This is a genomic window from Pseudomonas sp. DSP3-2-3, from assembly GCF_049898225.1.
GTDB lineage: Bacteria > Pseudomonadota > Gammaproteobacteria > Pseudomonadales > Pseudomonadaceae > Aquipseudomonas.
Genome location: NZ_JAFCXH010000012.1, coordinates 116,772 through 141,857 on the forward strand (window position 1 = coordinate 116,772; position 25,086 = coordinate 141,857).

25 protein-coding genes are annotated in these 25,086 nt (G+C 60.4%); 11 read left to right on the forward strand and 14 right to left on the reverse strand.

The window, feature by feature from the left end; translation table 11 throughout:
- Positions 1-106 precede the first annotated feature (106 nt).
- Positions 107-991, forward strand: coding sequence for a KPN_02809 family neutral zinc metallopeptidase (ypfJ, locus tag ACP7E4_RS15880; protein ID WP_331153124.1), 885 nt, complete (start codon positions 107-109; stop codon positions 989-991).
- A gap of 4 nt (positions 992-995) precedes the next feature.
- Entirely contained in the window at positions 996-1,982 is a 987-nt protein-coding gene (locus tag ACP7E4_RS15885; protein ID WP_426115775.1) for an alpha/beta hydrolase, read from the forward strand.
- Between the two features lie 213 nt (positions 1,983-2,195).
- Here the strand turns inward: ACP7E4_RS15885 and ACP7E4_RS15890 are convergent, their stop codons facing one another.
- From ACP7E4_RS15890 to ACP7E4_RS15900, 3 genes are all read right to left on the reverse strand, one after another.
- Positions 2,196-2,786 (reverse strand): HAD family hydrolase, encoded by a 591-nt coding sequence (locus tag ACP7E4_RS15890; protein WP_426115773.1) that lies wholly within the window; start codon positions 2,784-2,786, stop codon positions 2,196-2,198.
- Positions 2,783-3,652 carry an acyl-CoA thioesterase II gene (gene tesB, locus ACP7E4_RS15895; RefSeq protein WP_426115771.1) on the reverse strand — a complete coding sequence of 290 codons (870 nt, stop codon included), beginning with the start codon at positions 3,650-3,652 and terminating at the stop codon, positions 2,783-2,785. The genes ACP7E4_RS15890 and tesB overlap by 4 nt, the downstream gene beginning before the upstream one ends.
- 83 nt (positions 3,653-3,735) lie before the next feature.
- Complete coding sequence (locus ACP7E4_RS15900) at positions 3,736-4,305, reverse strand: GNAT family N-acetyltransferase (protein WP_426115769.1); 570 nt, start codon at positions 4,303-4,305, stop codon at positions 3,736-3,738.
- A 133-nt stretch (positions 4,306-4,438) separates the two neighbouring features.
- Here ACP7E4_RS15900 and ACP7E4_RS15905 point away from each other — a divergent pair, with 133 nt between their 5' ends.
- Together ACP7E4_RS15905 and ACP7E4_RS15910 are read left to right on the forward strand one after the other, a co-directional pair.
- Entirely contained in the window at positions 4,439-5,356 is a 918-nt protein-coding gene (locus tag ACP7E4_RS15905; RefSeq protein WP_426115767.1) for a histone deacetylase family protein, read from the forward strand.
- A gap of 317 nt (positions 5,357-5,673) precedes the next feature.
- The gene (locus ACP7E4_RS15910; protein WP_426115766.1) at positions 5,674-6,912 is read left to right on the forward strand and encodes a TIGR03862 family flavoprotein; all 1,239 of its coding nucleotides are present in this window, start codon (positions 5,674-5,676) and stop codon (positions 6,910-6,912) included.
- Between the two features lie 58 nt (positions 6,913-6,970).
- Here ACP7E4_RS15910 and ACP7E4_RS15915 read toward each other — a convergent pair whose 3' ends face one another.
- The 5 genes from ACP7E4_RS15915 to ACP7E4_RS15935 form a co-directional block, all read right to left on the reverse strand.
- A complete protein-coding gene (locus tag ACP7E4_RS15915) occupies positions 6,971-8,305 on the reverse strand; it encodes a DEAD/DEAH box helicase (RefSeq protein WP_426115764.1) in 1,335 nt (444 codons plus the stop codon).
- A 39-nt stretch (positions 8,306-8,344) separates the two neighbouring features.
- The gene (gene yedA / locus ACP7E4_RS15920; protein ID WP_426115762.1) at positions 8,345-9,259 is read right to left on the reverse strand and encodes a drug/metabolite exporter YedA; all 915 of its coding nucleotides are present in this window, start codon (positions 9,257-9,259) and stop codon (positions 8,345-8,347) included.
- Positions 9,260-9,393: 134 nt separating this feature from the next.
- Positions 9,394-10,005, reverse strand: coding sequence for a 3'-5' exonuclease (locus ACP7E4_RS15925; RefSeq protein WP_426115976.1), 612 nt, complete (start codon positions 10,003-10,005; stop codon positions 9,394-9,396).
- Positions 10,006-10,038: 33 nt separating this feature from the next.
- Complete coding sequence (locus ACP7E4_RS15930; RefSeq protein WP_426115760.1) at positions 10,039-10,518, reverse strand: NYN domain-containing protein; 480 nt, start codon at positions 10,516-10,518, stop codon at positions 10,039-10,041.
- A gap of 96 nt (positions 10,519-10,614) precedes the next feature.
- A complete protein-coding gene (locus ACP7E4_RS15935; RefSeq protein ID WP_426115758.1) occupies positions 10,615-11,412 on the reverse strand; it encodes a DUF2076 domain-containing protein in 798 nt (265 codons plus the stop codon).
- A 199-nt stretch (positions 11,413-11,611) separates the two neighbouring features.
- Here ACP7E4_RS15935 and ACP7E4_RS15940 point away from each other — a divergent pair, with 199 nt between their 5' ends.
- Both ACP7E4_RS15940 and ACP7E4_RS15945 read left to right on the forward strand, forming a co-directional pair.
- Entirely contained in the window at positions 11,612-12,274 is a 663-nt protein-coding gene (locus tag ACP7E4_RS15940) for a YciC family protein (protein WP_065833740.1), read from the forward strand.
- Between the two features lie 8 nt (positions 12,275-12,282).
- Positions 12,283-13,353 (forward strand): endonuclease/exonuclease/phosphatase family protein, encoded by a 1,071-nt coding sequence (locus ACP7E4_RS15945; RefSeq protein WP_426115974.1) that lies wholly within the window; start codon positions 12,283-12,285, stop codon positions 13,351-13,353.
- 9 nt (positions 13,354-13,362) lie between these two features.
- Here the strand turns inward: ACP7E4_RS15945 and ACP7E4_RS15950 are convergent, their stop codons facing one another.
- Complete coding sequence (locus tag ACP7E4_RS15950) at positions 13,363-14,037, reverse strand: HAD family hydrolase (protein ID WP_426115756.1); 675 nt, start codon at positions 14,035-14,037, stop codon at positions 13,363-13,365.
- Positions 14,038-14,142: 105 nt separating this feature from the next.
- A complete protein-coding gene (gene hrpB / locus ACP7E4_RS15955) occupies positions 14,143-16,674 on the reverse strand; it encodes an ATP-dependent helicase HrpB (protein WP_426115753.1) in 2,532 nt (843 codons plus the stop codon).
- Positions 16,675-16,979: 305 nt separating this feature from the next.
- On the opposite strand from hrpB, the gene ACP7E4_RS15960 reads away from it, so the two are divergent.
- Positions 16,980-17,399: a hypothetical protein gene (locus ACP7E4_RS15960; RefSeq protein ID WP_020290976.1), complete on the forward strand. Its 420-nt coding sequence runs from the start codon at positions 16,980-16,982 to the stop codon at positions 17,397-17,399.
- Between the two features lie 22 nt (positions 17,400-17,421).
- Entirely contained in the window at positions 17,422-18,324 is a 903-nt protein-coding gene (locus ACP7E4_RS15965; RefSeq protein WP_426115751.1) for a cation diffusion facilitator family transporter, read from the forward strand.
- Here the strand turns inward: ACP7E4_RS15965 and ACP7E4_RS15970 are convergent.
- Positions 18,317-19,045 carry a DUF6515 family protein gene (locus ACP7E4_RS15970; protein ID WP_426115749.1) on the reverse strand — a complete coding sequence of 243 codons (729 nt, stop codon included), beginning with the start codon at positions 19,043-19,045 and terminating at the stop codon, positions 18,317-18,319. The two genes, ACP7E4_RS15965 and ACP7E4_RS15970, sit on opposite strands and share 8 nt — an antisense overlap.
- A gap of 3 nt (positions 19,046-19,048) precedes the next feature.
- Between ACP7E4_RS15970 and ACP7E4_RS15975 the strand changes: the two genes are divergently transcribed.
- The 3 genes from ACP7E4_RS15975 (at position 19,049) to ACP7E4_RS15985 (ending at position 20,678) form a co-directional block, all read left to right on the forward strand.
- A complete protein-coding gene (locus ACP7E4_RS15975; protein ID WP_426115972.1) occupies positions 19,049-19,477 on the forward strand; it encodes a hypothetical protein in 429 nt (142 codons plus the stop codon).
- Between the two features lie 437 nt (positions 19,478-19,914).
- Complete coding sequence (locus ACP7E4_RS15980; RefSeq protein WP_426115747.1) at positions 19,915-20,394, forward strand: Lrp/AsnC family transcriptional regulator; 480 nt, start codon at positions 19,915-19,917, stop codon at positions 20,392-20,394.
- Positions 20,395-20,477: 83 nt separating this feature from the next.
- Positions 20,478-20,678, forward strand: a complete 201-nt coding sequence (locus ACP7E4_RS15985) for a DUF2788 domain-containing protein (RefSeq protein ID WP_020290971.1) — start codon at positions 20,478-20,480, stop codon at positions 20,676-20,678.
- A gap of 240 nt (positions 20,679-20,918) precedes the next feature.
- Here ACP7E4_RS15985 and ACP7E4_RS15990 read toward each other — a convergent pair whose 3' ends face one another.
- The 3 genes from ACP7E4_RS15990 to ACP7E4_RS16000 all read right to left on the reverse strand — a co-directional run bounded on the left by ACP7E4_RS15990 (position 20,919) and on the right by ACP7E4_RS16000 (position 24,939).
- Positions 20,919-21,485: a pseudouridine synthase gene (locus ACP7E4_RS15990; protein ID WP_331153152.1), complete on the reverse strand. Its 567-nt coding sequence runs from the start codon at positions 21,483-21,485 to the stop codon at positions 20,919-20,921.
- Positions 21,486-21,617: 132 nt separating this feature from the next.
- A complete protein-coding gene (gene amn, locus ACP7E4_RS15995) occupies positions 21,618-23,114 on the reverse strand; it encodes an AMP nucleosidase (protein WP_426115744.1) in 1,497 nt (498 codons plus the stop codon).
- A gap of 175 nt (positions 23,115-23,289) precedes the next feature.
- Positions 23,290-24,939 (reverse strand): acyl-CoA dehydrogenase family protein, encoded by a 1,650-nt coding sequence (locus tag ACP7E4_RS16000; RefSeq protein ID WP_426115742.1) that lies wholly within the window; start codon positions 24,937-24,939, stop codon positions 23,290-23,292.
- Positions 24,940-25,086: the final 147 nt, after the last annotated feature.

Sequence of the window (25,086 nt, forward strand, 5' to 3'; positions counted from 1 at the left end):
GAAGCTTTGCTGTCAGCGTCATCCATTTCGCCAGCCCTGATAATCGGACTGGCGCATACCCGACCTAGCAGCGAAACTCCTTAAAGGATAAGTAGAGGATTGCCCCATGCTATGGAAAAAAGGTCGCCGCAGCGACAACGTGGTAGATGCGCGAGACAGTGGTAGCGGCGGCGGAGGGATGCGCTTGGGCGGCAAGGGATTGGGGATCGGTGGCATCGTCATCATCGTCGCCATCGGTCTGTTGACCGGCCAGGACCCGATGCAGATTCTCGGGCAGATCACCGGCCAGCTGAGCGAACAACCTGCGGCGGTCTCCCCGCAAACAACGCAGGCGCCACCCGCCAACGATCAGCAGGCCGAGTTCGTCCGCTCGATTCTGGGCGATACCGAAGACACCTGGCGTGCAGTCTTCCAGCTCAATGGCCGCCAATACCAGGACCCGAAACTGGTCCTGTTTCGCGGTCAGGTCCAGTCGGCGTGTGGTTTTGCATCGTCGGCCAGCGGCCCGTTCTACTGCCCGGCAGACCGGCAGGTCTATCTGGACATGGACTTCTTCCGGGAAATGTCACAGCGCTTCAAGGCCGCAGGAGATTTCGCCCAGGCCTATGTGATTGCTCACGAAGTAGGCCATCATGTGCAGACGTTACTGGGTGTTTCAGATAAGGTTCAGGCAGCCCGTCAACGGGGCCAGAAAATGGAAGGCACCAATGGGTTGCTGGTACGCCAGGAACTTCAGGCCGACTGTCTGGCAGGTGTCTGGGCTTTCAATGCGCAAAAGCGTTTGAACTGGCTCGAACCCGGTGATATTGAAGAAGCGCTGAACGCGGCCAACGCCATTGGCGACGACCGTTTGCAGCAGCAAAGCCAGGGCCGCGTAGTACCCGATTCGTTCACGCACGGGACCTCCGCTCAACGGGTTCGCTGGTTCAAGACCGGCTTCGCCCAAGGCCAAATCAATCAGTGCGACACGTTCGCAGCAAAGAGCCTCTGATCACATGATAAAACCGCTTCTGGTCCTGTCGTTAAGCGCCCTTCTGAGTTTTGCAGCTCATGCCGAGGATCAGGCGGTCAAATCAATCAGTCCGGATCGACTGACCATCAATGGCGTGCAGGCTACGCTGGGCCTGAGCCAGGAATGGCTTCGGCCCAAGCCGCAGATCGAGCGTGCGGTGATCGTGCTGCATGGCCGCTTGCGCAATGCGCAGACTTATTTGCGCAGCATCGAGCGGGCGGCCAATCAGTCCAAGCAACGCAGCAAAACGCTGTTGATCGCGCCGCAATTCCTCAATGAGAAGGACGTCGTCGCTCACCATCTGGCAGACAACATCCTGCGCTGGCACGGCAACGACTGGATGGCGGGCGACACCGCCGTCGGGCCAAAGCCGGTCAGCTCGTTCATCGTCATCGACCATATCCTGCGCCGCCTCAGCGACAGCAAGTTGTACCCCAACCTGAAGGAAATCGTGATTGCCGGTCACTCCGGCGGCGCACAGGTGGTGCAGCGCTACGTGATGCTTGGCGGCAAGGAAGATGTGCTGCTGCGCAAAGAAGGTATCAAGCTGCGCTATGTGATTGCCAACCCGTCCAGCTACGCCTGGTTCGATGCCGAACGGCCATTGCCGGTAACGGCGGCACAGTGCCCGGGCTTTGATGACTGGAAGTACGGTTTGAAACACATGCCGACCTATGCCGGCAAAGTGAACCCGGCGGAAATCGAGCAGGGTTATGTCAAACGTGACGTTACCTACTTGCTGGGTGAACTCGACACCAACCCCAATCATCCCGCGCTGGACAAGACCTGCGGCGCCGAAGCCCAGGGCGCATACCGCCTGGCGCGCGGCCAGAATTACTTCAACTACTTGACCAAGCGCCACCCGGAAGGCCTGAATCAGCGTTTGATCATCGTGCCCAATGTCGGCCACAACGGCGACGGCATGTTCACCTCGCCTGAAGGCCAGGCTGTATTGTTCAAGCCGCTGTAAATGATCCTGCGTTGGAGCGAGGCTTGCCCGCGAACATAGAATCTCCAACGGTTCTGCACGTACAGCCGATGCATTTGCGTCTACTGGAATGCCGTCTTCCCGGCTAAAGCCGGTCCCACAGTGGGACCGGCTTTAGCCGGGAAGACGTCGGTTCAGACAATACATCTGGCGCCTGGCGGTTGCCCCCAGACATAGAATCTCCAAAAGGGGTGATCAGCCCAACAACCCGCGCAATTCCACGCAATCCTGTGCATGCCAATCGGCGAGTTCCGGCCATGGGTTTTCCGGCAGGTTGACCAGAATCGTCCGGGTTCCGGCAGCGCGGCCGCAGTCCAGATCAAACCGGTAATCGCCGACCATGACCATTTGCGATGGCTCGACCTGCCAGGCGTGCGCCAGATGCAGCAGGCCGGCCGGGTCGGGTTTGTGCGCGGCTTCGTCGCGTCCGAGAATGTCTTCCAGCGCAAAACAATCCGCCAGCCCGATGGCTTCAAGCGTCACATGCGCCAGCTCCCGCGCGTTGCGGGTCAGGATGCCGAGCCGAAAACCACGCCCCGCCAGATCACGCACCAGCTCCACCGCGCCCGGCGCGGCTTGCGAACCCAAGGCCAGTTCGCGCTCGTGCTCCAGCAACCAGGCATGCTTGGCCGCAGCCACATCGGCGGGCAATGCCGCGAGATGACCAAGAATGTCGTGATCCTGCGGGATATCCAGCGCGCGTTTGATCGCCGGAAAATCATGCACCGCGATGGTCAGGGTGCCGTCCATGTCGAACACCCAGTGGTGAATTCCGTTCAGGTTCATGCCCAATCCTTGCGGTGACGAATCAGGCCTTCCTGGCTGACCGAGGCCACTAGCTGACCGGCGCGGTTATAAACGCTGCCTCGGGAAAAACCACGGGAATTGCCCGCCCACGGGCTGTCCATCGCATACAGCAGCCAGTCATCGGCGCGCAGGTCGCCGTGGAACCACAGCGAATGGTCGAGGCTGGCGACTTGCATGTCCTTCTGCCAGACCGTTTTGCCGTGGGGCAGCAGCGACGTGGTCAGCAGGTTGAAGTCTGACGCGTAGGCCATCAGGTATTTATGCAGCGCCGGGATCTCGGGCAGCGTGCCGTCGGCGCGGAACCAGACGTACTTCACCGGCTCCGCAGGCTGCGGATTGTAAGGATCGGACGCCGTCACCGGACGGAATTCGATCGGCTTGGGGCAGAGCATTTTGTCGCGCATCTGCTCCGGAATCAGGTGCGCGCGTTGCTGCAGCAATTCCAGCTCCGAAGGCAGGTTTTCCGGGCCGACCACATCAGGCATCGACGTCTGATGTTCAAAACCCTTTTCGTCGTACTGGAAGGAGGCGCTGCAGGTGAAAATCGGCTGGCCTTTCTGAATGGCCGTGACCCGACGCGTGCTGAAACTGCCGCCATCGCGCACCCGATCCACCTGATAGACCACCGGCAGAGCGGCATCGCCGGGGCGCAGGAAGTAGCCGTGCAGCGAATGCACGTGGCGCTCGTCCTCCACGGTCTGGCTGGCGGCCGACAGCGACTGGCCCAGCACTTGCCCACCGAACAACTGACGAAAGCCAAGGTCCTGGCTGCGGCCGCGAAACAGGTTCTCTTCAATCGGTTCCAGAGTCAGCAGCTCGACCAGATCATCCAATACTTGGCTCATTCATCATTCCTCACGTATAACTTGATCGCCCTTTGCGGCGCGACAAAGTTGAAATGATACAGAAATAAACCAGGCATTCCCGGTCAAGCTTGCAGGGTTTTCAGCCATTGTTGGCGATTGATTCGATACAGCACGTGGGGCCGCAGCGGATGCCCTGGCGCAAGTTTCGGGTGCTCGAAGTTTTCCGCAGGGTCGCTGTGCATGCCGATGGCCTGCATGACTTTCTGCGACGGCTGGTTGCTGACGGCGGTAAACGACACGATCTGCTCCAGCCCCAGACGCTCGAACCCGCACCCCAGAGCGGTCCAGGCCGCTTCACTGGCGTAACCGAAACCCCAATGCTCGCGAGCCAGGCGCCAGCCGATCTCCACCGCCGGGGTGAAATCCGCATCGAAACTCACCACGTGCAACCCGGTAAAGCCGATGAACTGGCCACTGTCCTTGCGTTCCAGTGCCCAAAGTCCGAAACCCAGCTCCGCAAAATGCCCACGCACGCGTCCGATCAACGCCGCGCTTTCCAGGCGAGTCAGCGGCGCTGGAAAGTAGCGCATGACCTGCGGATCGGCGCACATCGCAGCAAATGCCGGCAAATCGTCATCTCGCCACTGGCGCATCAACAAACGTGCGCTCTCCAGCTTGAGTATCGGCTCCATCGCTTGCTCCTTTACAGCCTGTCTGAACCGTCGGGGGATAAGTCGGCCAGTGTCGCGCTCGGTTGACCCGCAAAGCTGGGCGGATACGAGCAATGCTGGCACTATCCGGCTTCGACCTCTCAACGGACGCAAAATGTCCCTGCCGCTCATCTATCACGAGGATTACAGCCCGGACTTCCCGGCTGACCATCGCTTCCCCATGGACAAGTTCCGTCTGTTGCGCGACCACTTGGTCGACAGCGGCCTCACGACTGAGGCGCAGTTACTGCGTCCGCAATTGTGTCCGAACGATATTCTGGCCCTCGCCCATGACCCTTCGTACATTCGCCGCTATATGGAAGGTGATCTGTCTCGGGAAGATCAGCGCCGCCTCGGCCTACCGTGGAGCGAAGCCCTCGCCCGCCGTACTGTACGCGCGGTCGGCGGCTCGCTGCTGACCGCCGAAAAGGCCCTCGAACACGGCCTCGCCTGTCATCTGGCGGGCGGCACCCATCACGCGCACTACGATTATCCCGCCGGATTCTGCATTTTTAATGACCTGGCGGTGATCAGCCAATACCTCTTGCAAAGCGCCCGCGTGAGCAAGGTGCTGATTTTCGATTGCGACGTGCATCAGGGCGACGGCACAGCGCGGATTCTCGCCGACACCGAAGACGCCATCACCGTATCGCTGCATTGCGAAAAGAACTTCCCGGCCCGCAAGGCCCGCAGCGACTGGGATATTCCGCTGGCCATGGGCATGGGCGATGAGGAATACCTGACCGTCGTCGATGATGTGCTCAACTATCTGCTGCCGTTCTATAAGCCGGATCTGGTGTTGTATGACGCGGGTGTCGATGTCCATCAGGACGACGCCCTCGGCTACCTGAAACTGACCGACGCTGGAGTAGCCGCGCGGGACGAAGCCGTGTTGCGCCACTGCCTGCGCCGGGATATCCCGGTGATGGGCGTGATCGGCGGCGGCTACAGCAAGGATCGCCAGGCCCTGGCGCGGCGACACGGGATTTTGCATCACAGCGCGCAGAAGGTCTGGGTTTCGGAGGGGTTGTGATTCGATCTTGTGGGAGATTCTATGTCTGGGGGCAACTGCCAGGCGCCGCAGAAAGTATTGTCTGAACCGACGCCTTCCCGGCTAAAGCCGGTCCCACTGGATCGAGCTGATTTTGTGGGACCGGCTTTAGCCGGGAAGACGGCATCCCAGTAGACGCCAATGCATCGGCTGTACATCCTATCGCGAATGTTGTGTAGATCCGTTGGAGCGAGGCTTGCCCGCGAACATAGAATCTCCAACAGAATCAGGCGCCACCGCAACACTGAGGCTGAAGTAGAATGCCCCACTCATTTGCAATAATAGATGCCAAATCCGCCATGACCAGCCCCGCCGCCACATCCCAACCCTCAGTCGCCATCATCGGTGGCGGCCCTGCTGGCTTGATGGCCGCCGAGGTGTTGAGTCAGGCGGGGATCAAAGTCGACCTGTACGACGCCATGCCTTCGGTGGGCCGCAAGTTTTTGCTGGCCGGGGTCGGCGGCATGAACATCACTCACTCGGAACCTTACCCGGCGTTTCTGTCGCGCTACGCGGAACGCGCGCCGCAAATCGCGCCGATGCTGCGCAGCTTCGGTGCGGACCAGCTGTGCGAGTGGATTCACGGGTTGGGCATCGAGACGTTTGTCGGCAGCACCGGCCGGGTTTTCCCCGCTGACATGAAAGCCGCGCCCTTGCTGCGCGCCTGGCTCAAGCGTTTGCGCGAGGCTGGCGTGACGATTCATACCCGGCATCGCTGGCTGGGCTGGGATGCGCAAGGTCATTTGCGTGTCGCCAATGCTGACGGCGAAACAGCGATCAACCCAGATGCCGTGCTGCTGGCGCTGGGCGGCGCGAGCTGGGCACGCCTGGGTTCCGACGGCGCGTGGCTGCCGTGGCTGGAACAACGCGGAGTTACCGTCGCGCCTCTGCAAGCGGCCAATTGCGGCTTCGAAACAAGCAGCTGGAGCGAGTTGCTGCGCAGCAAATTCGCTGGCGCACCACTGAAGAACATCGCCATGGGCCTGCCCGGTCAGGCCGCGCGCCTGGGCGAATGTGTGCTCACCGAAACCGGCGTTGAAGGCAGCCTGGTCTACGCGCTGTCCGCGCAGATTCGCGAGCTGATCAATCAGCGCGGGTCAGCCACGGTTTATATCGACTTGCTGCCTGGCAAAACCGCATCGACCATCGAAAAACTTCTCGCCAAACCGCGTGGCTCGCGCTCGATGTCCAAGCATCTGCACAGTCAGTTGGGGATTGATGGGGTCAAGGCGGCATTGCTGCGGGAACTGGCCTCGAAAGAAACATTCGATAATCCCGCTCAGCTGAGCAAGGCATTCAAAGCCCTGCCACTCAAGCTGGTCAAGCCGCGACCGCTGGACGAAGCCATCAGCACCGCAGGCGGCGTGACCTTCGAAGCCCTGGACGAGCGCCTGATGCTCAAGCCATTGTCAGGAGTGTTCTGCGCCGGCGAGATGCTCGACTGGGAAGCCCCCACCGGCGGCTATCTGCTGACCGTCTGTTTCGCCAGCGGCCGCGCGGCGGGGTTGGGGATGGTGGAGTGGTTGGCAGATAAATGACGTAAAACCCGTAGGACCGGCTAATAGCCGGTCCTACGGGATAAAGCCGAGGCCTCGATCAAGGCTTCTTCTTGCGCGGCCCGGTGTTGAATACGGGCACTTTACGCACCGGCTTGACCGCCACCGGATCGGGCGCCGTGTCGCCGCTGTCGACCCATTTGCCCAGGTTGCGTTTGCCGCCACCGGAGATTTTCGGTTTTTTCGGCTTCTTGGGTTTCTTCAGAATCTGCCCGGTGGAATCGGTCGTCGGCACCCGATGCTCAGGCGTGAAGTCCGGTTCTTCTTCGCGACGCAAGGTCTGCCGCGTCAGGGTTTCGATAGCCGACAGCAGCTCGACTTCATCGGCGCAGACCATTGAAATCGCTTCGCCAGTCAGGCCAGCACGGCCGGTGCGACCGATGCGGTGGATGTAATCCTCGGCCACGATAGGCAGGTCGAAGTTGACCACTGTCGGCAGATCGTCGATATCCAGACCGCGCGCTGCAACGTCAGTCGCCACCAGAATCTGCACTTCGCTGGCCTTGAAGCGATCCAGCGCCCGCTGCCGGGTAGCTTGTGGCTTGTCGCCATGAATGCCGTCGGCGTTAAAGCCCAGACCTTGCAGACGCTCCACCAGTTGATCGACGCCGACGCGCGTCTTGGCGAATACCAGCACCTGGGACCAGCGCAGTTTTTTCAGCAGATGGATGAACAGTTCCGGTTTGCGCTTTTTGTCGACAGTCACCACCCATTGCTTGACCGAACTGGCGGCCACGTTGCGCGGGCTGACTTCAATCGTCAGTGGATCGTCGAGCATTTGCTCTGCCAACTGGCGGATCGCGTCGGAAAACGTCGCCGAGAACAGCAATGTCTGGCGGCGCTTGGGCAGCGCGGCATAGATGCTGCGCAGCTCTTCCGAGAAGCCCAGATCCAGCATGCGGTCGGCTTCGTCGAGGATCAGGGTTTGCAGCTGCGAGAACTTCAGTGCGTTCTGGCGATGCAGATCCAGCAGACGACCCGGCGTGGCGACGAGAACGTCCACGCCTTTGCGCAGCTTCATCATCTGCGGGTTGATGCTCACGCCACCGTAGACCGCGTAGGTGCTCAGCGGCAGGTGTTCAGCGTATTGACGGATGCTCTCGTGAACCTGTTCGGCCAGCTCGCGGGTCGGCACCAGAACCAGGGCGCGGATCGAGTTGGCGGCGACTTTCGGGCCTTCCAGGGTCAATCGTTGCAGCAGCGGCAAGGCAAAACCGGCGGTCTTGCCGGTGCCGGTCTGGGCAGCGGCCATCAAGTCACGCCCGGCCAGAACCGGAGGGATCGCCTGGGTCTGCACCGGCGTCGGCGTCTGGTAACCGAGCGCTTCAAGGGCGCGCAGCAGGGGTTCGATCAGGCCAAGAGTGGCAAATGTCATCGGTAATACCATAGGGAAATTCAACGCAAGACGCGGAGTTTACCCTGTCCTCACCGATCCGGCCTGTTCCGGCTGCGGCTTTCGCCATTGCGGCAGGCCAATCAGCACCACGGCGCTGATAATCACCGCCATCGCCAGGCATTCTTCCGGGCCAATGGTCTCGCCGGCAAACAGGATACCCAGCAACACTGCGACCGCCGGATTGACGTAGGCGTAACTGGTGGCAGCGGCGGGCCGGACGTTTTTCAGCAGGTACATATAGGCACTGAACGCGACGATCGAACCGAACACAATCAGGTACACCAGAGCGCCCCAACCCGCTGCGCTGGGCATATGGTCCAGATGCTCGCCGCTGATGGCGCTGGCGATCAGCAACATGACGCCGGCGGTGATCATCTCGGCGCCGCTGGCCATCGGGCCTTCGGGCAATGGCAGATGCTTGCTCCACACCGAGCCGAACGCCCAGGCCGCGGCGGCGAAAATCACCAGTGCCGCGCCGTAGGGACTGGCTTGCAGGTTCGAACCCAGATTCAGCAGCCCAATGCCGATCAGCCCCAGAATGATTCCTGCCCACTCAAGCCGCGTGGTGCGATTGCCCCAGAACAGGCCGAACAGCAGAGTAAACAGCGGCATGGTCGCAATCGCCAGCGCGGCAATGCCCGACGCGATGCCCGCATGTTCCGCCAGCGTCACCCCGCCGTTACCGCACGCCAGCAGCAAAAAGCCGATGGCAGCCGATGCCTTCCATTGCGCAAAAGTCGGAGCCGGTGCGCCACGAAAACGCAGGAAGCCATACAGCAGGCAACCGGCGATCAGGAAACGAATGCCGGCCATCATCAGCGGCGGCCAGGATTCGACGCCAATGCGGATCACCAGATAGGTCGATCCCCACACCAGATACAAAGCCACGAAGGCACCAATCAGCAGCAACGGAAAACGACGGGAACTCGGCATATCAGGCTCGAAAGTTAATTATTATTCGCCAGCTCTTTGGAAAGGCTGATCTGAAAAGCAAACACTAAACCTTTTTAAACGAGCTGACCTTCGAGGAAAACCCGTTTCTTGCTCACCTACTTCAACAACACGGATCAGAAACCGCGTTGACGCTTGAGGGCTTCGCTGATTTTGGCGGCGGGGACTTTCTGCAAAGTGCAGAGCAACTGATGGGAAATCCCGGCGATGCCATGGGTGTGGCGCAATTCGTTGGTGAGGTGCGCCGTGAGGTTGGCGGCCATTTCGGCGTCGGCCATGGCTCGGTGAGCCTTGCCGGTATTGGGTAAACGCGCGTAGCTGGTCAGGGTGCCAAGCTTGTGGTTCGGCGCGCCGGGCATCAGGCGGCGGGCCAGCAGCATTGAGCAGGCGAAGCTTTGTTCGCGGTTGCGCTGGATGCGCGACAGCTCGTAATCCCAGAACTTCTGGTCGAAGGAGGCGTTGTGCGCCACCAGCGGAATTACGCCGACAAAATCCGCCACATCGTTCATGACGCGCTCGGCGCTAGGCGCTGTACGAATCATGCTGTTGCTGATGCCGGTCAGCGACTCGATGAAGGAAGGAATGCGCACGCCAGCGTTCATCAGGCTCTGATAGCGCTCGACGATTCGCCCCTGCTCCATGATCACCACAGCGATTTCCGTCGCCCGGCAGCCGTGGCCTGGGGAAATGCCGGTGGTTTCAAAGTCGATGACTGCGATGCGTTCCAACACTTGCCTGAATCCTTTGAAAAATGAACATACTCAGTTGCGCAGCAGCAGCGAACCTTCGATCGGTACATAGCGCGTGGCGGCACGGATCAACGAGTTGGCGGTCAAGCCGGGTACGCCGTAAGCGACAGCCTCGACGCCATGCTTGTTGATGATGTGTTCGAGCAGCAAATCGAAATCGCCATCACCGGAAGCAAGCACCACTTCGTCGACTTGCGAGGCGATGTCCATGATATCGATGGTGATGCCCACATCCCAGTCGCCCTTGGCCGAACCGTCGCTGCGCTGGATGTACGGCTTGAGTTTGACGGTAAAACCGAGGTTGCGCAGGATCTGCTGGAATTGCTGCTGTTTGCTGTCGCCCCGGTCGATGGCATAGGCGTAAGCCTGCACGATCTCGCCGTGCTGGCTGATATCAGCCCACAACGCCGCGTAACTGAAATGGCAGCCATGCGCCTGACGAACGGTGTAATAGAGGTTCTGTACATCGGCGAACACTGCAATTTTTTTCACCGGAAATCCTCATGACGCCGATCCAGAAGTGGATCGGCGCCCAGTATGCCAGCTTCCCGCCATCCGTAGGACCGGCTTTAGCCGGGAGGGCACCAATCAGACAAACGAATCATCATCGCCAAACATGTCATCGCCACCGCCATCGTCGTAGCCATTGTCGGCGTAGCTGTCCTGATTGCCGTTGACGTCGTTGTCGCTGACGCGCTGTTCGTCGTTGCCCCAGTTGTTGCCGCTGTCGCTATTGCCGTGATCGGCGACCTGGGCAGGTTCTTCCTTGATCACTTCCACCACTTCCTGCGGCTGTTCGTGATGACCGAACATGCTGCTGATGCCTTGGGCCAGCATCACGCCGCCCGCCACACCGGCCGCGGTTTTCAAGGCGCCGCCGAGAAAACCGCTGCCCATCGGTGCTGCCGGTGCCTGCTGTTGCGGCGCGGCATAGTTGCCTTGCTGAGGATTGCCTTGTTGCGGATTACCTTGCTGGAAATTGGCAGGCGGCGGGCTGGCCGGCCCATCGCGCCAGCCGCCCGAAGACGACGGATTGCTCGGCCGCGCCTGCTGTTGCGGCTGGGAGTTGCCACCACCGAAGATGCTCGACAGGAAACCGCCGCCGCTCGGGGCCGGTGCCGCTGACGACTGCGCCTTGGCCTGCTGCAATTCGGCCTGAAGCTGCTGGATCTGCTCGTCGCGCTGCTTGATCTGCAGGTTCAATTGATTGACTGCCGCTTCCTGCACCAGAATTGCCTGCGCCATGTAATAAGGGGCTGCCGGCTGCTGGGTGAGATGCTCCTTGATCCTGGCTTCGGCCTGCGCATCGCGTGGGGCTGAAGCGGTTTCGGCACTTTTCAATTTCGAGAAAAGGCCATCGATCAGGGTTTGCTCTTCGCTGTTCATGGCGACCTCGTTAGATTGCCGTTAAATATCGTCGCCTGACCAAATGGCCAGACGTACGCAAGGTAATGGGGCTGATCCGATGCGTTTCAATGGCTGTGCGTAAATGTTAAGAATGCCGCGCAGCGCTCTGGCTCGCGCTTGGTTCGCTGGGGTGCATGGGCTAAAGTGACCACCTGCTTTTTCTCTGCGACCCGATTCCATGAACCCGCTGATCGTTCTGCAAGACTCGCTGTATTTTTTCCGGCGCAACCTAGCGAGCATTCTGCTGCTCTGTCTGCCGCTGGTGGTACTCGAAGCCTTGGCCAAGCAGGCGCTGGGCAATGCGCTGGCGGCGGAAGCTTCACCGGCTTACGAACTGCTGGTCGGCCTGTTGTTTTATCCGCTGTACACTGGCGCGCTGATTCTGTTTCTTGACGCCCGCAGCCGTGGCGAAGAACCCCACAAACGCGACCTGCTGGCCATGGCCCTGCGCCTGTGGCCAACCTTTGCCGTGTTGTCGGCGTTGAGCACGTTGCTGATCATGTTCGGCCTGTCGATGTTCATCATTCCCGGCGTGTACATCATGGTCAAACTGGCATTTTCCGAGTATCTGCTGGTATTGCGCGGACTGACGCCGCTGGCCGCGATGCGCGAAAGCCTGCTGCTGACCAAAGGCCAGTTCGTGCGCATCCTGGCCTGCGTACTGTGCGTCTATCTGCCGCTTTCGGTGCTGGAAGGCATCGGCATGTTCCTGCTGCCGGAACCTCAAAGCGCGCCGGTTTCGCTGGCTATCGACAGCATCAGCAGCTTTCTGCAGTTATTTACCAGCGTGGTAATGTTCCGCCTGTTCATGTTGGTCAGCGAACCAGGACAACCGGCGTGAAAGCCCGCATCCTCGCCATTATCGTGCTGTTGACCGGCCTGTTTATCGGCTTTGTCTACAGCGTGACCTGGCGCCCCGCCGCCCACGAGCACCTGCCCGTAACCTGCAACCCGAAACTGCAAGCGCCCACGCTGGTGCCGGGGCAAGCCTTGAAGGTCATGACCTGGAACATCCAGTATCTGGCGGGCAAACGTTATGTGTTCTGGTATGACCTGGACGATGGCAGCGGCGCGGATGAACGGCCTACGCCCGAGGACCTGGCCTACAACCTCGATGAAGTCGCACGGGTCATTCGTGACGAACAGCCGGATATTGTCCTGCTGCAGGAAGTCAGCGACGGCGCCAAGAACACCGACTACGCCGACCAGCTCGCGTTGCTTCAGGAGCGGGTCACTGATTTGTATCCATGCAGCGCCCAAGCGTTTGACTGGAAAGCTGACTTTGTCCCGCTGCCACACATCTTCGGCAGCGTCGGCACTAAGCTGGCGACGCTGAGCCGCTATCACATCGACCGCGCCGAGCGCATCCAGCTGCCCATTCAGGATAGCAACCTGCTGGCGCGCCAATTTCAGCCCAAGCGTGCATTACTGGTCAGTTACCTGCCGTTGCGTGACGGTGGCCAGATGGCGGTGATCAACACTCAACTGGATCGCTTCGCTCAGGGTAGCGACACGCAAGATCGCCAGATGCTGGCCACCAGTCAGCTGCTGGACAAGTTCGAAAGCAGCGGTACACCGTGGTTGATCGGCGGGGACTTCAACCTGTTGCCGCTCGGTCAATACCGGCGTCTGCCACCCGAACAGCGCAGCCGCTACCAAGCGGACAGTCAGCTGCAGGTGCTGTGGGACAAGTACCCAATGATCCCGGACAACACCGAAGTCAGCGGCATTGATCGCAACAACTGGCTGACCCACTTCCCCAACGACCCACGAATCAGCGGCCCGGACCGGACTGTGGATTACCTGTTCTACAGCCCGCACCTCAAACGTGTGAATGCCCGGGTCCGGCGGGAAGACACGCTGTTGATCTCCGATCACTTGCCGGTGATTGGGCGGTTTTTGTTGCCCGTGGTGCAGTGAGCGCCTGCATCAAGGACGCGAAGCCACTTCATCCAGATGCTGCAGCAAGTCCAGTGGATCTTCATAGACTCTCAGCGCGCCCGCCCTTTCCAGCTCGCTGATGTCATAGCCACCCGATAACAAGCCAATACCGGTTGCCTTGCAGCGCCTTGCGGCAAGCATGTCCCAGATTGCATCACCAATGACCAGGCATTGCTCAATGGGCACAGCCAGCTTGCGCGCTCCAGCCAGAAACAGGTCTGGATCGGGTTTGCCGTAATCAACGTCATCCCGGGTGATGAGATTGATGTCTTTGATATCCAGCCCCAGCGCCTTGAGATTAATCTTCGCCGTAGACATGGCGCCACTGGTCGCGATACACCATTTGAGTTTTTCCTTGTCCAGCGTCTCCAGAAGCTCAACTGCCCCCGGCAGCGCAATGATCTGATTCTGTAGTTCTTCGTAGTGCTCGGCATGTTTGGCGCTCAGCCTTTCGGCTTGCTCTTCGCCAATCTCCAGCCCGGTTTCCCGCGACAAGGTCTTGAGCATCAGCCCGCCGCTCATGCCGATCTTGCGGTGAATTCGCCACATGGCCAGGGGGATTTTCTCGGCATCCAGAGCCAGTTTCCAGGCTGCGACGTTTTGATAGACGCTGTCGGTCAACGTGCCGTCCAGGTCGAATATGAATGACGTTTGCGGTCGCATAAGTATTACTCCTCAACATTGCTCTTTTTTTCGAAACCACACCCGGCCAGGCGTTCCGTCTTTCGCTCGGCGATGGTGGTCAGCGGCGGCAATGTGAGGATGCGTTCACGACTTCCTTGGTTTGATCCGCGCCGTTGGTTCGGCAATCAATGGATCGTCGGGCCAGTAATGTTTCGGGTAGCGGCCTTTCAGGTCCTTTTTCACTTCGGCATAGGTGCTGCGCCAGAAGTTGGCCAGGTCCTGCGTGACCTGCACCGGGCGGCGGGCCGGTGACAGCAGGTGCAGCTTGACGATCTGCCGACCGTTGGCGATGCGTGGCGTGTCGGCCAGGCCGAACAATTCTTGCAGGCGCACCGCGAGAATCGGCGGATGTTCGCTGTAGTCCAGGCGCACCGACGAACCGGACGGCACACTCAGATGATGCGGCGCCAGCTCATCAAGACGCTGGGGCAGCGGCCACGGCAGCAGGTTATGCAGGATCGACGACAAGTCCAGATTGCTGAAATGACTGAGTCGTTGCACCTTGCCCAGATACGGCAGCAGCCAGTTTTCGAGTTTTTCCAGCAAGCCTGCGTTGCTCACATCCGGCCATTCGCTGGCGTCCTGACGTTGCAGATCCAGTTGCCGCAGCAGCCCGACCCGCGCCTGCCATTGGCGCAGTTCCGGAGTCCACGGCAGCAATTCGAGGCCTTTGCGCCGCACCAGAGCCAGCAACGCCTGACCTTTGGCGGACTCATCCAGACCGGTCAATGGCTCGCGACTGAGGATCAGCTCGCCGACCTTGCGCTGTCGCTCGGCGCGGAACACGCCTTCGCGTTCGTCCCAGTCCAGCTGATCGAGCGCCACGACCTGTTCGGCCAATACCGAATCAAACAACGCCGGATCGAACTCGGCGGCCAGGTAAATGCGCTCTTCACGCTGCCCCTGCCGACTGCCCAGATCGGCAACCACCAGCCAAGGCTGCTTCATCAAGGCATCGGCTTCGGCAAACAGCGCTGCCCGGCCATTAGCCAGTCGATATTCGGCGCCGCCGGCCCGACGCTGCTGCGCCACCCGGTCGGGATAAGCCAAGGCCAATAACGCACCTAACCAGCGCGAATGCTCGGGATCACTGACCGGCTCAGTCGCAGCACCGCGCAAATAGCCGCGATATTGCCGGGCCAGTTGCCTGGCGCGCTGCACGCCGCCCTGCGTCCCACGCGCCCGCTCGCTACCGGACAGCAGATGCAGACGGCTGTGCAAATCCGCACCCGCACCGCGCAGAATGTCGCGCTCGCCCAATAACGCCGCCACGTCGCAGGCCAGCGCGCCAAGGCCCAACGCTTGACCGCGCAACAGCAAATGGGCAATGCGTGGATGCGCAGGCAGTTCAGCCATCGCTTGTCCGTGAGGCGTGAGCTTGCGCTCCTCGCCGGGCTTGACGGTCAGCGCACCGAGGCGACCGAGCAAATCCTGCGCCTGGGCAAACGCCGCTGCCGGAGGAATATCGAGCCAGACCAGCTGCGGCGGCGTCACGCCCCAACGAGCCAGTTGCAGCGCCAGGCCGGCCAGATCCGCCTGGAGAATTTCCGCCGTGCCGTAGGCCGCCAGCTGTTCATGCTGGGCTTCGGACCACAAGCGATAACACACACCGGGTTCAAGACGCCCCGCGCGGCCGGCGCGTTGCGTGGCGCTGGCGCGGGAAATCCGCTGAGTGTCGAGGCGGGTCATGCCGCTGCCGGGATCGAAACGCGGCACCCGCGCCAATCCGGCATCAATCACCACTCGCACGCCGTCGATGGTCAGGCTGGTTTCCGCGATATTGGTCGCCAGCACCACTTTGCGGATGCCTTTGGGCGCAGGTTCGATTGCCGCGCGCTGGGCATTGAGGTCCAGCTCGCCATGCAGTGGGCAGAGCAAAATATCGGCCCGCGTGCCCAATGCCTCAGCCAGTTGTTGATTGACTCGGCGAATCTCGGCCTGACCCGGCAGGAACACCAGCAGGCTGCCGGTTTCGTCGTTGATGGCATCGAGCACGGTTTGTACGACGCGCGGCTCGATGAATTCCCCAGACTGAAATGGTCGACTCCAGCGCATCTGCACCGGAAACATGCGCCCGTCGCTGCGCACCACCGGGGCGTCGTCGAGCAGGCTGGACAGCCGCTCGCCTTCCAGCGTGGCCGACATCAACAGGATCTTCAGCGGCTGATCGTCGCGAAACAGTTCACGGCCGTTGAGGCTCAGGGCCAGGGCCAGATCCGCATCAAGGCTGCGTTCGTGGAATTCATCGAAGATCAGCAAACCAACGCCTTCCAGCGCCGGATCGTCCTGCAAGCGTCGGGTCAGAATGCCTTCGGTGACGACTTCGATACGCGTCCTGGGACCGACCCGGCTTTCCAGGCGGATGCGATAGCCGACGGTTTCGCCGACCTTTTCGCCCAGCTCACTGGCCAGACGCTCAGCCGCCGCCCGCGCCGCCAGCCGCCTGGGTTCGAGCATGAGAATGGTTTGCCCGGCGAGCCAGGTTTCTTCCAGCAGCGCCAAGGGCACCCGCGTGGTTTTACCGGCGCCGGGCGGCGCTTCGAGCACGGCTTCATGGCGTGCGGCCAAGGCCTGGCGCAGATCAGGTAAAACGGCATCGATGGGCAAGGAAATCATGGCAGCTCCAGAACAGGCGGCTGATTATACGTGCATTCGCAACAGCAAATTCCCGTTGGAGATTCTATGTCTGGGGGGCAACCGCCAGGCGCCGCAGAAGTATTGTCTGAACCGACGCCTTCCCGGCTAAAGCCGGTCCCACTAGATCGTACGACCTGTCGCGAATGTTGCGTCGATCCGTTGGAGCGAGGCTTGCCCGCGAACATAGAATCTCCAACAGATTTCAGAACCCCAAGATGAAGCAATAGTCATAGCCCTGTTGTCTTTGCCTTGTATAGTTGCCACTTCACTTCATGGAGATTGTCATGCGCATTCCTTCTCGTTTCATCGGCGGCGTTATGGTCGCGACGCTGCTTACTCAACTCACTGCGTGTGGCAGCATTTTCTATCCTGATCGGCGCGGTCAGATCGATGGCAAGATTGATCCGGCAATTGCCGTACTCGATGCTGTCGGCCTGCTGTTCTACGTCATTCCCGGCTTGATCGCCTTCGCGGTGGACTTCGCCAGCGGCGCGATTTACTACGCCCCAGGCGAGCACGCGCAGATTGACCCGCAGAAGCTGCAACCGGCGATCAACGCTGACGGCAGCGTCGACAACCTCAAGCTACAGGCCATCATTGAAACCGAGCTGGGCCGCACCTTGCCATTGAACGACCCACGCCTGATCCAGCATCGCGGCAGCGTGCAGCAGTTGGCAACGCTGGGTCTGGTGCCTTCGGCCTGAATGTGATTTTGAAGGAAGCACCATGAGCACCAGCGTCGAACATGCCCGCCTGATGCGGCTGGCAACCCGTGCCTCGCTGGCCGTTGCCAGCATCCTGATTATTGCCAAGGCGGTTGCCTGGTGGCTCAGTGGTTCGGTTAGCCTGTTGGCCGGGCTGACCGACTCGCTGCTCGATGGCGCGGCTTCGTTCCTGAATCTGCTCGCGGTGCATTACGCCCTGCGTCCGGCCGATGACGATCACCGTTACGGTCACGGCAAGGCCGAGGCGCTGTCGGGCATGGCCCAGGCGTTGTTCATTGCCGTCAGTGCCTGCCTGATTGCCTATCAGGCCATTGATCGCATTCAGCATCCGCAGGAACTCGGCGCGCCGGGGCTTGGCATCGTCGTGATGCTGCTGTCGTTTGCCTTGACGGTGGCGCTGTTGATCCTGCAACACAAAGTCATCAAGGAAACCGGTTCAGCGGCGATTCGCGCTGACTCGCTGCACTACCGTTCCGACTTGCTGCTGAACTTGAGCATCCTCGTCGCGCTAGTGCTGGCGTGGTATGGCTGGGCGCAGCTGGATGCGTATTTCGGCCTGGGGATTGCGGTGTACATTCTCTGGAGCGCCTTCCAGATCGCGCGGGAAACCGTGGCGGTATTGATGGACGAGGAATTGCCGGTGGATGTCAGCGCGCACATGCTCGAACTGGCCTGTGCCGTGCCGGGTGTACTGGGCGCTCACGATTTGCGCACACGGATTTCCGGCAACCACTGGTTCGTGCAGCTGCATCTGGAATTGCCGGGAAGTTTGAGCCTGTCAGCGGCGCATACGATTTCCGATCAGGCCGCCGACGCTATTCACAAGGAATACCCGAAGGCCGAAGTGCTGGTGCACGCCGACCCGCAGGAAGTCGTGCAGCCAGCATCCCGTCTGATCAGTTGATGGCGTAGCCGCGATCCATCAGGCACGCCACCATCGAGCGGCGATACACCTGAATCATCGCCGGTGCTGGCTGATAACCCGGATTCGCCGGGTCGAAGCTGCTTTGCTCCACCGACCAGCGATAGCAATCGTAACGGTCCTGTTCGATCTGCTCGGGGCTCTGGCCATTGGCCGGATACGCAACCGGATCGTAAGGGCTGCCCTGGCCAATCGGCTGCGCAATCGGTTGAGCATAACCGCCCGATTGAACCGGCTGCGGCGGCGTGGTCACGATGTATTCCTGAGTGTCGTTCTGATACATGTAGTAAGTGCCAGCCGCCAGGAAAAACAGCGAGCTGCCGATCACCACTTCCTGGGAATACGACGGCAGGCTGCGCACGCGAGCGCCGTAAGGCGGTGTCACCACCACGTAGCGCGGGCCGTCCGGACGATACCAGTAGCCGCCCGAATAGTAATAATCCTGGCCGCGATACGGCACACGCGAGTAATCCGAAGGCACGCGATCAATCACGTGACCGGGGCGATATTGCGGGCCTGGGCCCCAGCCATTGCCGTGGCCATCAGGTCGACCGTCCCAATGATCATTGGGACGGTAATTGCCACCCGCCTGACGATTGCGGTTGTTGCCGTTGTCGTTGTAATAGCCCTGGCGCGGTTGCTGGGTCTGGCGTGATTCGCCAGGACCGCTCTGGATCGGCAGGTTGTTCTGGCGCTGCTGCAACTGCTGGCGCTCAACCTGGCGCTGTTGATTCTGCTGTTCCTGAATCTGCCGCTGCTGGTTTTGCTGTTGCTGGTTTTGCAGGCGCTGGTTCTGCTGCTCTTGCTGACGCTGCTGGACCTGTTGCTGCTGAATTTGTTGCTGCTGCTGGCGCTCGACCTGACGCTGCTGACCCTGCTGCTGTTGAATCTGCTGTTGCTGCTGGCGCTCGACCTGACGTTGCTGGCCCTGCTGCTGTTGAATCTGTTGTTGCTGTTGTTGACGCTGCTGCTGGTATTGCTGGCCGGCGTTATTCTGCTCGCGTTCCTGCCCGCCGCCATTGTCGGAGTTGCCGCGGTTCTGCTCACGCGGACCCTGGCCTTGATCCTCAGCCAATACCTGAGCGCTGATGCTCAGACACAACAGGCTTACACCTGCCAACTGCCAGATGCCTGATTTCATGTTTTCCTCACTGGGACACGGATGTACGCGGTTGTACATGAATAAGACTGCGATATAGACGCGTCGTTCGGCGCACTCTATCAGTACGCCATCACTGTCGGACATAATCCGGGCACAAAGAAAAAGGGGACCTCGCGGCCCCCCTTGAAAGTTTCGTCCTGGCTCAACGCTTGTGGCGTCGGCTCACCTCATGCCGTCTTCTGGACAGTATGTAGCCCGGGGGCCTTGCCAACCCTTTGGGGCTGGAGGCCGCAGCTGGCCTGATTTGGCGAGCCGCGCTGGACGCTATGTCCGGGCAGTGATTCTGGTTAAAAGAATAGGCCTGAGGCACCAGCAGAGGATTGCTAAAATTGCTCAATAAAACATAACTTGCGCAATTTTTAACTTCAGACAGATAATTAAGCGCAATTTAACCTAGAAAGGTGATCTTAGTGAGCAAGCTTGACAGGTACGACTTGAGTATTTTGGCTGAATTGCAGCGCGACGCGCGCATCTCCAATCAAGAGCTGGCTGAACGCATCGGCCTGTCGCCTTCGCCTTGCTCGCGCCGGGTCAAGCAGCTTGAAGATGATGGCTATATCGTCCGTCAGGTCGCCTTGCTGGACCGCAAGAAGCTGGGATTGAACCTGACCGCTTACGTCTTGATCGGCATGGATCGACATACGCCCGAGCGATTCGAGAACTTCGAGATGCACATTCGCAACCTGCCCCAGGTGCTTGAATGCAGCCTGGTAACGGGAATGGATGCCGATTATCAGCTCAAAGTCGTGGTGTCGGACATGGACCACTACCAGAAACTGCTGCTGGGTCACCTTACGCGCATTGAAGGCGTGACCAGCGTGCGGTCGAGCTTCGTGCTCAATCAGGTCCTGGCCAGTACCGAATTGCCGTTGATCCACCTGCGCAGCTGATCGGGCGCGCCATCGGGCCGCATAGGAGGGATCCTGCCGTTCCCGTATACTCGCCGCCCACTGTTTTGTGCTGGAGATGAATGATGGATCCTGCGGTTTTCGAAGAATGGATGATGACGATTCTGGTCACCATCCTGATCGGCTTCATGGGCTTCATCGTCTGGGACCTGGCGAAGAAATCCAAGGCCGGCAGATTCGGCACCTTCATCCTGTTCTTCGTGCTCGGCCTCGGGATCATGGCGTTCGTGATCAAGACCGTGGTGATTGCGTATATAGAAAGCTGAATGCCCGCCTCGCTTTTTGGGCAGGATTTGAAGCCACCCATTGCTCCATGTGGCAGCACAGTCCATGGTTAACCCATTTCCCTGTGGGAGAGGACTTGTCCTCGATGGCTGTCATTTCAGCGCTGCATGTGGGTCAGGCGGATCAGGGTCGTCTGGGCTGGCTATCGAGGACAAGTCCTCTCCCACAAAAGCGCTTTTGCCAGACTGCCAGGCATTGCGACTATAGAATCTCCAACGGTCTCACAGTTTTGCCGGCACTTCCCGCCATTGCCCCTGATCCAGCCCTTCCAGCGTCCAGTCGCCAATCCGAACCCGCACCAGACGCAACGTCGGCAAGCCGACGGCGGCGGTCATGCGCCGGACCTGGCGGTTGCGGCCCTCCTTGATGACCAGTTCCAGCCAGCTGGTCGGTATGCTTTTACGAAAGCGCACCGGCGGATTGCGTGGCCAGAGTTCAGGTTCGTCCAGCTGACGTGCTTGCGCGGGCAACGTCGGGCCGTCGTTGAGTTGCACGCCGTCGCGCAATTGCTGCAACTGTTCAGCGCTTGGCTCGCCTTCGACCTGCACCCAGTAGGTTTTCGCCAGTTTGTGTTTCGGATCGGCGATACGCGCTTGTAGCTGACCGTCATTGGTCAGCAGCAACAATCCTTCGCTGTCCCGGTCCAGCCGTCCGGCCGGGTAAATACCGGGGATCTCGATGAAATCCTTGAGCGTCGCCCGCCCTTCCCCATCACTGAACTGCGTCAGCACGTCGAAGGGTTTGTTGAACAGAATCAGCTTCGGTTCGGCGGGCGGGGCTTTGGCGATACGACGGCCAGCGCCAGGGTTGGCGGGCGCAGGACGGCGAGCAACGGGGCGTTGAATGCGGGACATGACGGTTCAGGATTCGGCAAACAGAAAGGGCCACTTTAATGGCCCTTTGGTTAATTACCTAACTGATCAACGGAACGGCGGCTCATCGAAGCTGCGCAGTTTGCGCGAGTGCAGCGAATTCAGCTCGGTGCGCAACAGATCCAGCGCGGCGATACCGATCTTCAGATGCTGGCTGACCGCACGTTCGTAGAACGCATTGGCCGAGCCCGGCAACTTGATTTCGCTGTGCAACGGCTTGTCCGAAACACACAACAACGTGCCATAAGGCACCCGCAAACGGTATCCCTGGGCAGCGATGGTGCCGCTTTCCATGTCCACGGCAACCGCCCGGGACAGATTGATCAGCGGACGTTCCTGAGCCCAGCGCAATTCCCAGTTACGATCGTCGTAGGTCAGGACCGTGCCGGTGCGCAGGCGCTTCTTCAGATCATCGCCACGTTCGCCAGTGATTTGCGCCGCCGACTCCTGCAGGGCGAGCTGCACTTCGGCCAGGGCCGGGATCGGAATATGCGGCGGCAGCACGCGGTCGAGAATCCCGTCGCGACGCATGTAGGCGTGAGCCAGCACATAGTCGCCGATGGTCTGGGATTGGCGCAGCCCGCCGCAGTGGCCGATCATCAGCCAGCAATGCGGACGCAACACGGCCAGGTGGTCGGTGATGTTCTTGGCGTTGGACGGGCCGACGCCGATATTGACCAGCGTAACGCCATGGCCATCTTCGGCGATCAGGTGATAGGCCGGCATCTGGTAGCGGTGCCAGACCACGCTGGCGACGATGGCCTGCGCCTCGCCGTGATCCATGCTCTTCTCCACCACGACGTTGCCCGGCAAGACCATGCGCACGAAACGCGGGTCTTCGCGGAGTTTTTCCAGGCCGTGGACGATGAACTGGTCAACGTAACGGTGGTAGTTGGTCAGCAGAATCCAGGGCTGGACGTGCCGCCAGTCGCTGCCGGTGTAATGCACCAGGCGCCGCAACGAGAAGTCCACGCGTGCGGCATCGAACAACGCCAGCGGCAAAGGATCCGTGTTGGCCCAGTCGTACAGGCCATCGGCGATGCCGTCGGTGGCGGCGGACAAGTCGGTGCTGGGGAAAACCCGCGCCAGCGCTGCGGCGGTCACGCCGGAACCCGCCAGCTCATCGCCCTGCTCGACCACATACGGATACGGAATATTCTGCTCGCTGACGCCGATTTCCACCGTAATGGTGAAGTCATTCATCAGTGGCACCAGCTGTTCCAGCAGGTATTTACGGAATGCTGCGGGATGAGTGACGGTGACGCTGTAAGTGCCCGGCAGCTGGACTTTGGCGTAAGCCCGGGTGGTCAGCGGCACTTCGCCCTGACACAGATAAGTCAAACGAATCTCCGGATAACGGAACAGCGCACGCTGCTCGGCATCAGGCTCGACACGGTCTTTGAGATAACGCTTGAGGGCCTGGCTCAGCGCATCGGTTGCAATCTGGTGCAGTTCAGCGAGCCGATCCACGGCTTGCTCGGCAGTTTCAACGACAATAAACGCTTGAGTCACGATTGGTATCCTTCTGATCTTGCAGGCCTCCATCTTGCCTGCATCGTCGAGGGAAGGCACTAGTGGCGGTGTGGCAGATCCAGCCCAACAGCTAACTTTAGGCGCGGTACGACTGTGGGACCGGCTTTAGCCGGGAATTCGGCACATCCGACAATGAAGACTTGGCGCGTGCAAGGGCCTCTTCCCGGCTGAAGCCGGTCCCACGGGGTTAACTCATCTGCGGCGCAGACCGCGCCACCAGCGCCTCGACATCCACGCCTCTGGGCAGCGCGCCATAGACGCTGCTGCGCGACGCCAGGCGGCTGGCGATGAAACCGTCGCTGACCACGGAATTGCCCGCTTCAAGGAGCAATTTGGCCTGTAAAGCCAAGGCAATGTCTTCGGTGAGCTGGCGGGCGCGATACTGGATATCGCAGGTATCGCGGAACCCTGTCTTAAGCCGGTCGATGTGCATCGCCAGGTCCTGATCACCGTGGCCGTCGCCCAATTCGGTGAACAACGCATCCAGCACGCCGGGTTCCTTGGACAGCGCGCGCAGCACATCAAGGCATTGCACGTTGCCCGAGCCTTCCCACGTCGAGTTGACCGGCGCTTCGCGATAAAGGCGCGGCAGGATGCTTTCTTCGACGTACCCTGCGCCGCCCATGCATTCGGCGGCTTCGTTGATCATCGCCGGGGCGCGTTTGCAGATCCAGTATTTGCCCACGGCCGTGACCAGCCGGGCGAAGCGCGCCTCGTGGGGATCCTGCAAATTATCCAGGGCGCGGCCCATGCGCAGGGTCAGCGCCAACGCCGCTTCGCTTTCCAGCGCCAGGTCGGCCAACACGTTCTGCATTAATGGCTGCTCACTGAGCACCCGGCCGCCAACAGTTCGGTGTGCGCAGTGATGACTGGCCTGGGTCAACGCCTGGCGCATCAAGGCGCTGGAACCGACCATGCAATCGAAGCGGGTCATGGCGACCATTTCGATGATGGTCGGCACTCCACGGCCCTCTTCGCCCAGCATCCAGGCAAACGCGCCGCGAAACTCGACCTCGCTGGAGGCGTTGGACCAATTGCCCAGTTTGTTCTTCAGGCGTTGTATGTAGAACTCGTTGCGCGTGTCATCCGGGCGATGACGCGGGAGCAGGAAACACGTCAGGCCCTTGTCGGTCTGCGCCAGGGTCAGAAAGGCATCGCACATCGGCGCCGAGCAAAACCATTTGTGCCCGACCAGCTCATACGCCTGACCTGGCCCACCGGTGCCGACCGGATAAGCCCGAGTGGTATTGGCCCGCACGTCGGTGCCGCCCTGTTTTTCGGTCATCGCCATGCCGATGGTCACGCCCGCCTTGTGCGCCATACCGACGTTACGGGGGTCGTACTCGGTGGCGAGAATCTTCGGCAGCCAGCTTTGCGCGAGATCCGCCTGCATGCGCAGCGCCGGAACGCTGGCGAAAGTCATGGTCAACGGGCAACCGCTGCCGGCCTCGGCCTGGCTGTGCAGATAGCTCATGGCGGCCCGCGCCACGTGCGCGCCGGGTTGCGGATGAGTCCAGGGCAAGGACGGAATGCCATGTTCCACCGCCGTGCGCATCAGTTGATGGTAGGCCGGGTGAAACTCCACCAGATCGAGGCGATGCCCGTAGCGGTCATGGCTGACGAACACCGGTTTGTTCTGATTGGCGAGAAAGCCCGCCTCCATCAACGGTCCGCCCGCCAGCGCGCCGTAGGCATCGAGCCGTGCCTCGGCCCAACCCGCGCCGAACCGCTCGGACCAGTCTTGCAAAGGCAGGTCGATGCGATAGAGGTTGCTGCCGTCCAGCGAAGGCGGCTGGTTGGTCACTTCGTGGGTTTCGGCGAACTGATGCAGGTTCATGACGGGGCTCCTGTTGACGGAACACGGCTGCGGACCCGTTGCGACAGGTCCATAAATCGCAGTGAACCACGCAGTCGAGTGTTTAAAAAGTGCCGTACATGACTAAATACCGGCGCTTTTGCCCTGCGAATCGCTCACTAGAAAATT

Coding starts and splice junctions, on each gene's coding strand:
- ypfJ (WP_331153124.1), top strand. CDS start 107: ATGCTATGGAAAAAAGGTCGCCGCAGCGACAACGTGGTAGATGCGCGA.
- ACP7E4_RS15885 (WP_426115775.1), top strand. CDS start 996: ATGATAAAACCGCTTCTGGTCCTGTCGTTAAGCGCCCTTCTGAGTTTT.
- ACP7E4_RS15890 (WP_426115773.1), bottom strand. CDS start 2,786: ATGAACCTGAACGGAATTCACCACTGGGTGTTCGACATGGACGGCACC.
- tesB (WP_426115771.1), bottom strand. CDS start 3,652: ATGAGCCAAGTATTGGATGATCTGGTCGAGCTGCTGACTCTGGAACCG.
- ACP7E4_RS15900 (WP_426115769.1), bottom strand. CDS start 4,305: ATGGAGCCGATACTCAAGCTGGAGAGCGCACGTTTGTTGATGCGCCAG.
- ACP7E4_RS15905 (WP_426115767.1), top strand. CDS start 4,439: ATGTCCCTGCCGCTCATCTATCACGAGGATTACAGCCCGGACTTCCCG.
- ACP7E4_RS15910 (WP_426115766.1), top strand. CDS start 5,674: ATGACCAGCCCCGCCGCCACATCCCAACCCTCAGTCGCCATCATCGGT.
- ACP7E4_RS15915 (WP_426115764.1), bottom strand. CDS start 8,305: ATGACATTTGCCACTCTTGGCCTGATCGAACCCCTGCTGCGCGCCCTT.
- yedA (WP_426115762.1), bottom strand. CDS start 9,259: ATGCCGAGTTCCCGTCGTTTTCCGTTGCTGCTGATTGGTGCCTTCGTG.
- ACP7E4_RS15935 (WP_426115758.1), bottom strand. CDS start 11,412: ATGAACAGCGAAGAGCAAACCCTGATCGATGGCCTTTTCTCGAAATTG.
- ACP7E4_RS15940 (WP_065833740.1), top strand. CDS start 11,612: ATGAACCCGCTGATCGTTCTGCAAGACTCGCTGTATTTTTTCCGGCGC.
- ACP7E4_RS15950 (WP_426115756.1), bottom strand. CDS start 14,037: ATGCGACCGCAAACGTCATTCATATTCGACCTGGACGGCACGTTGACC.
- hrpB (WP_426115753.1), bottom strand. CDS start 16,674: ATGATTTCCTTGCCCATCGATGCCGTTTTACCTGATCTGCGCCAGGCC.
- ACP7E4_RS15960 (WP_020290976.1), top strand. CDS start 16,980: ATGCGCATTCCTTCTCGTTTCATCGGCGGCGTTATGGTCGCGACGCTG.
- ACP7E4_RS15965 (WP_426115751.1), top strand. CDS start 17,422: ATGAGCACCAGCGTCGAACATGCCCGCCTGATGCGGCTGGCAACCCGT.
- ACP7E4_RS15985 (WP_020290971.1), top strand. CDS start 20,478: ATGGATCCTGCGGTTTTCGAAGAATGGATGATGACGATTCTGGTCACC.
- amn (WP_426115744.1), bottom strand. CDS start 23,114: ATGGAGGCCTGCAAGATCAGAAGGATACCAATCGTGACTCAAGCGTTT.
- ACP7E4_RS16000 (WP_426115742.1), bottom strand. CDS start 24,939: ATGAACCTGCATCAGTTCGCCGAAACCCACGAAGTGACCAACCAGCCG.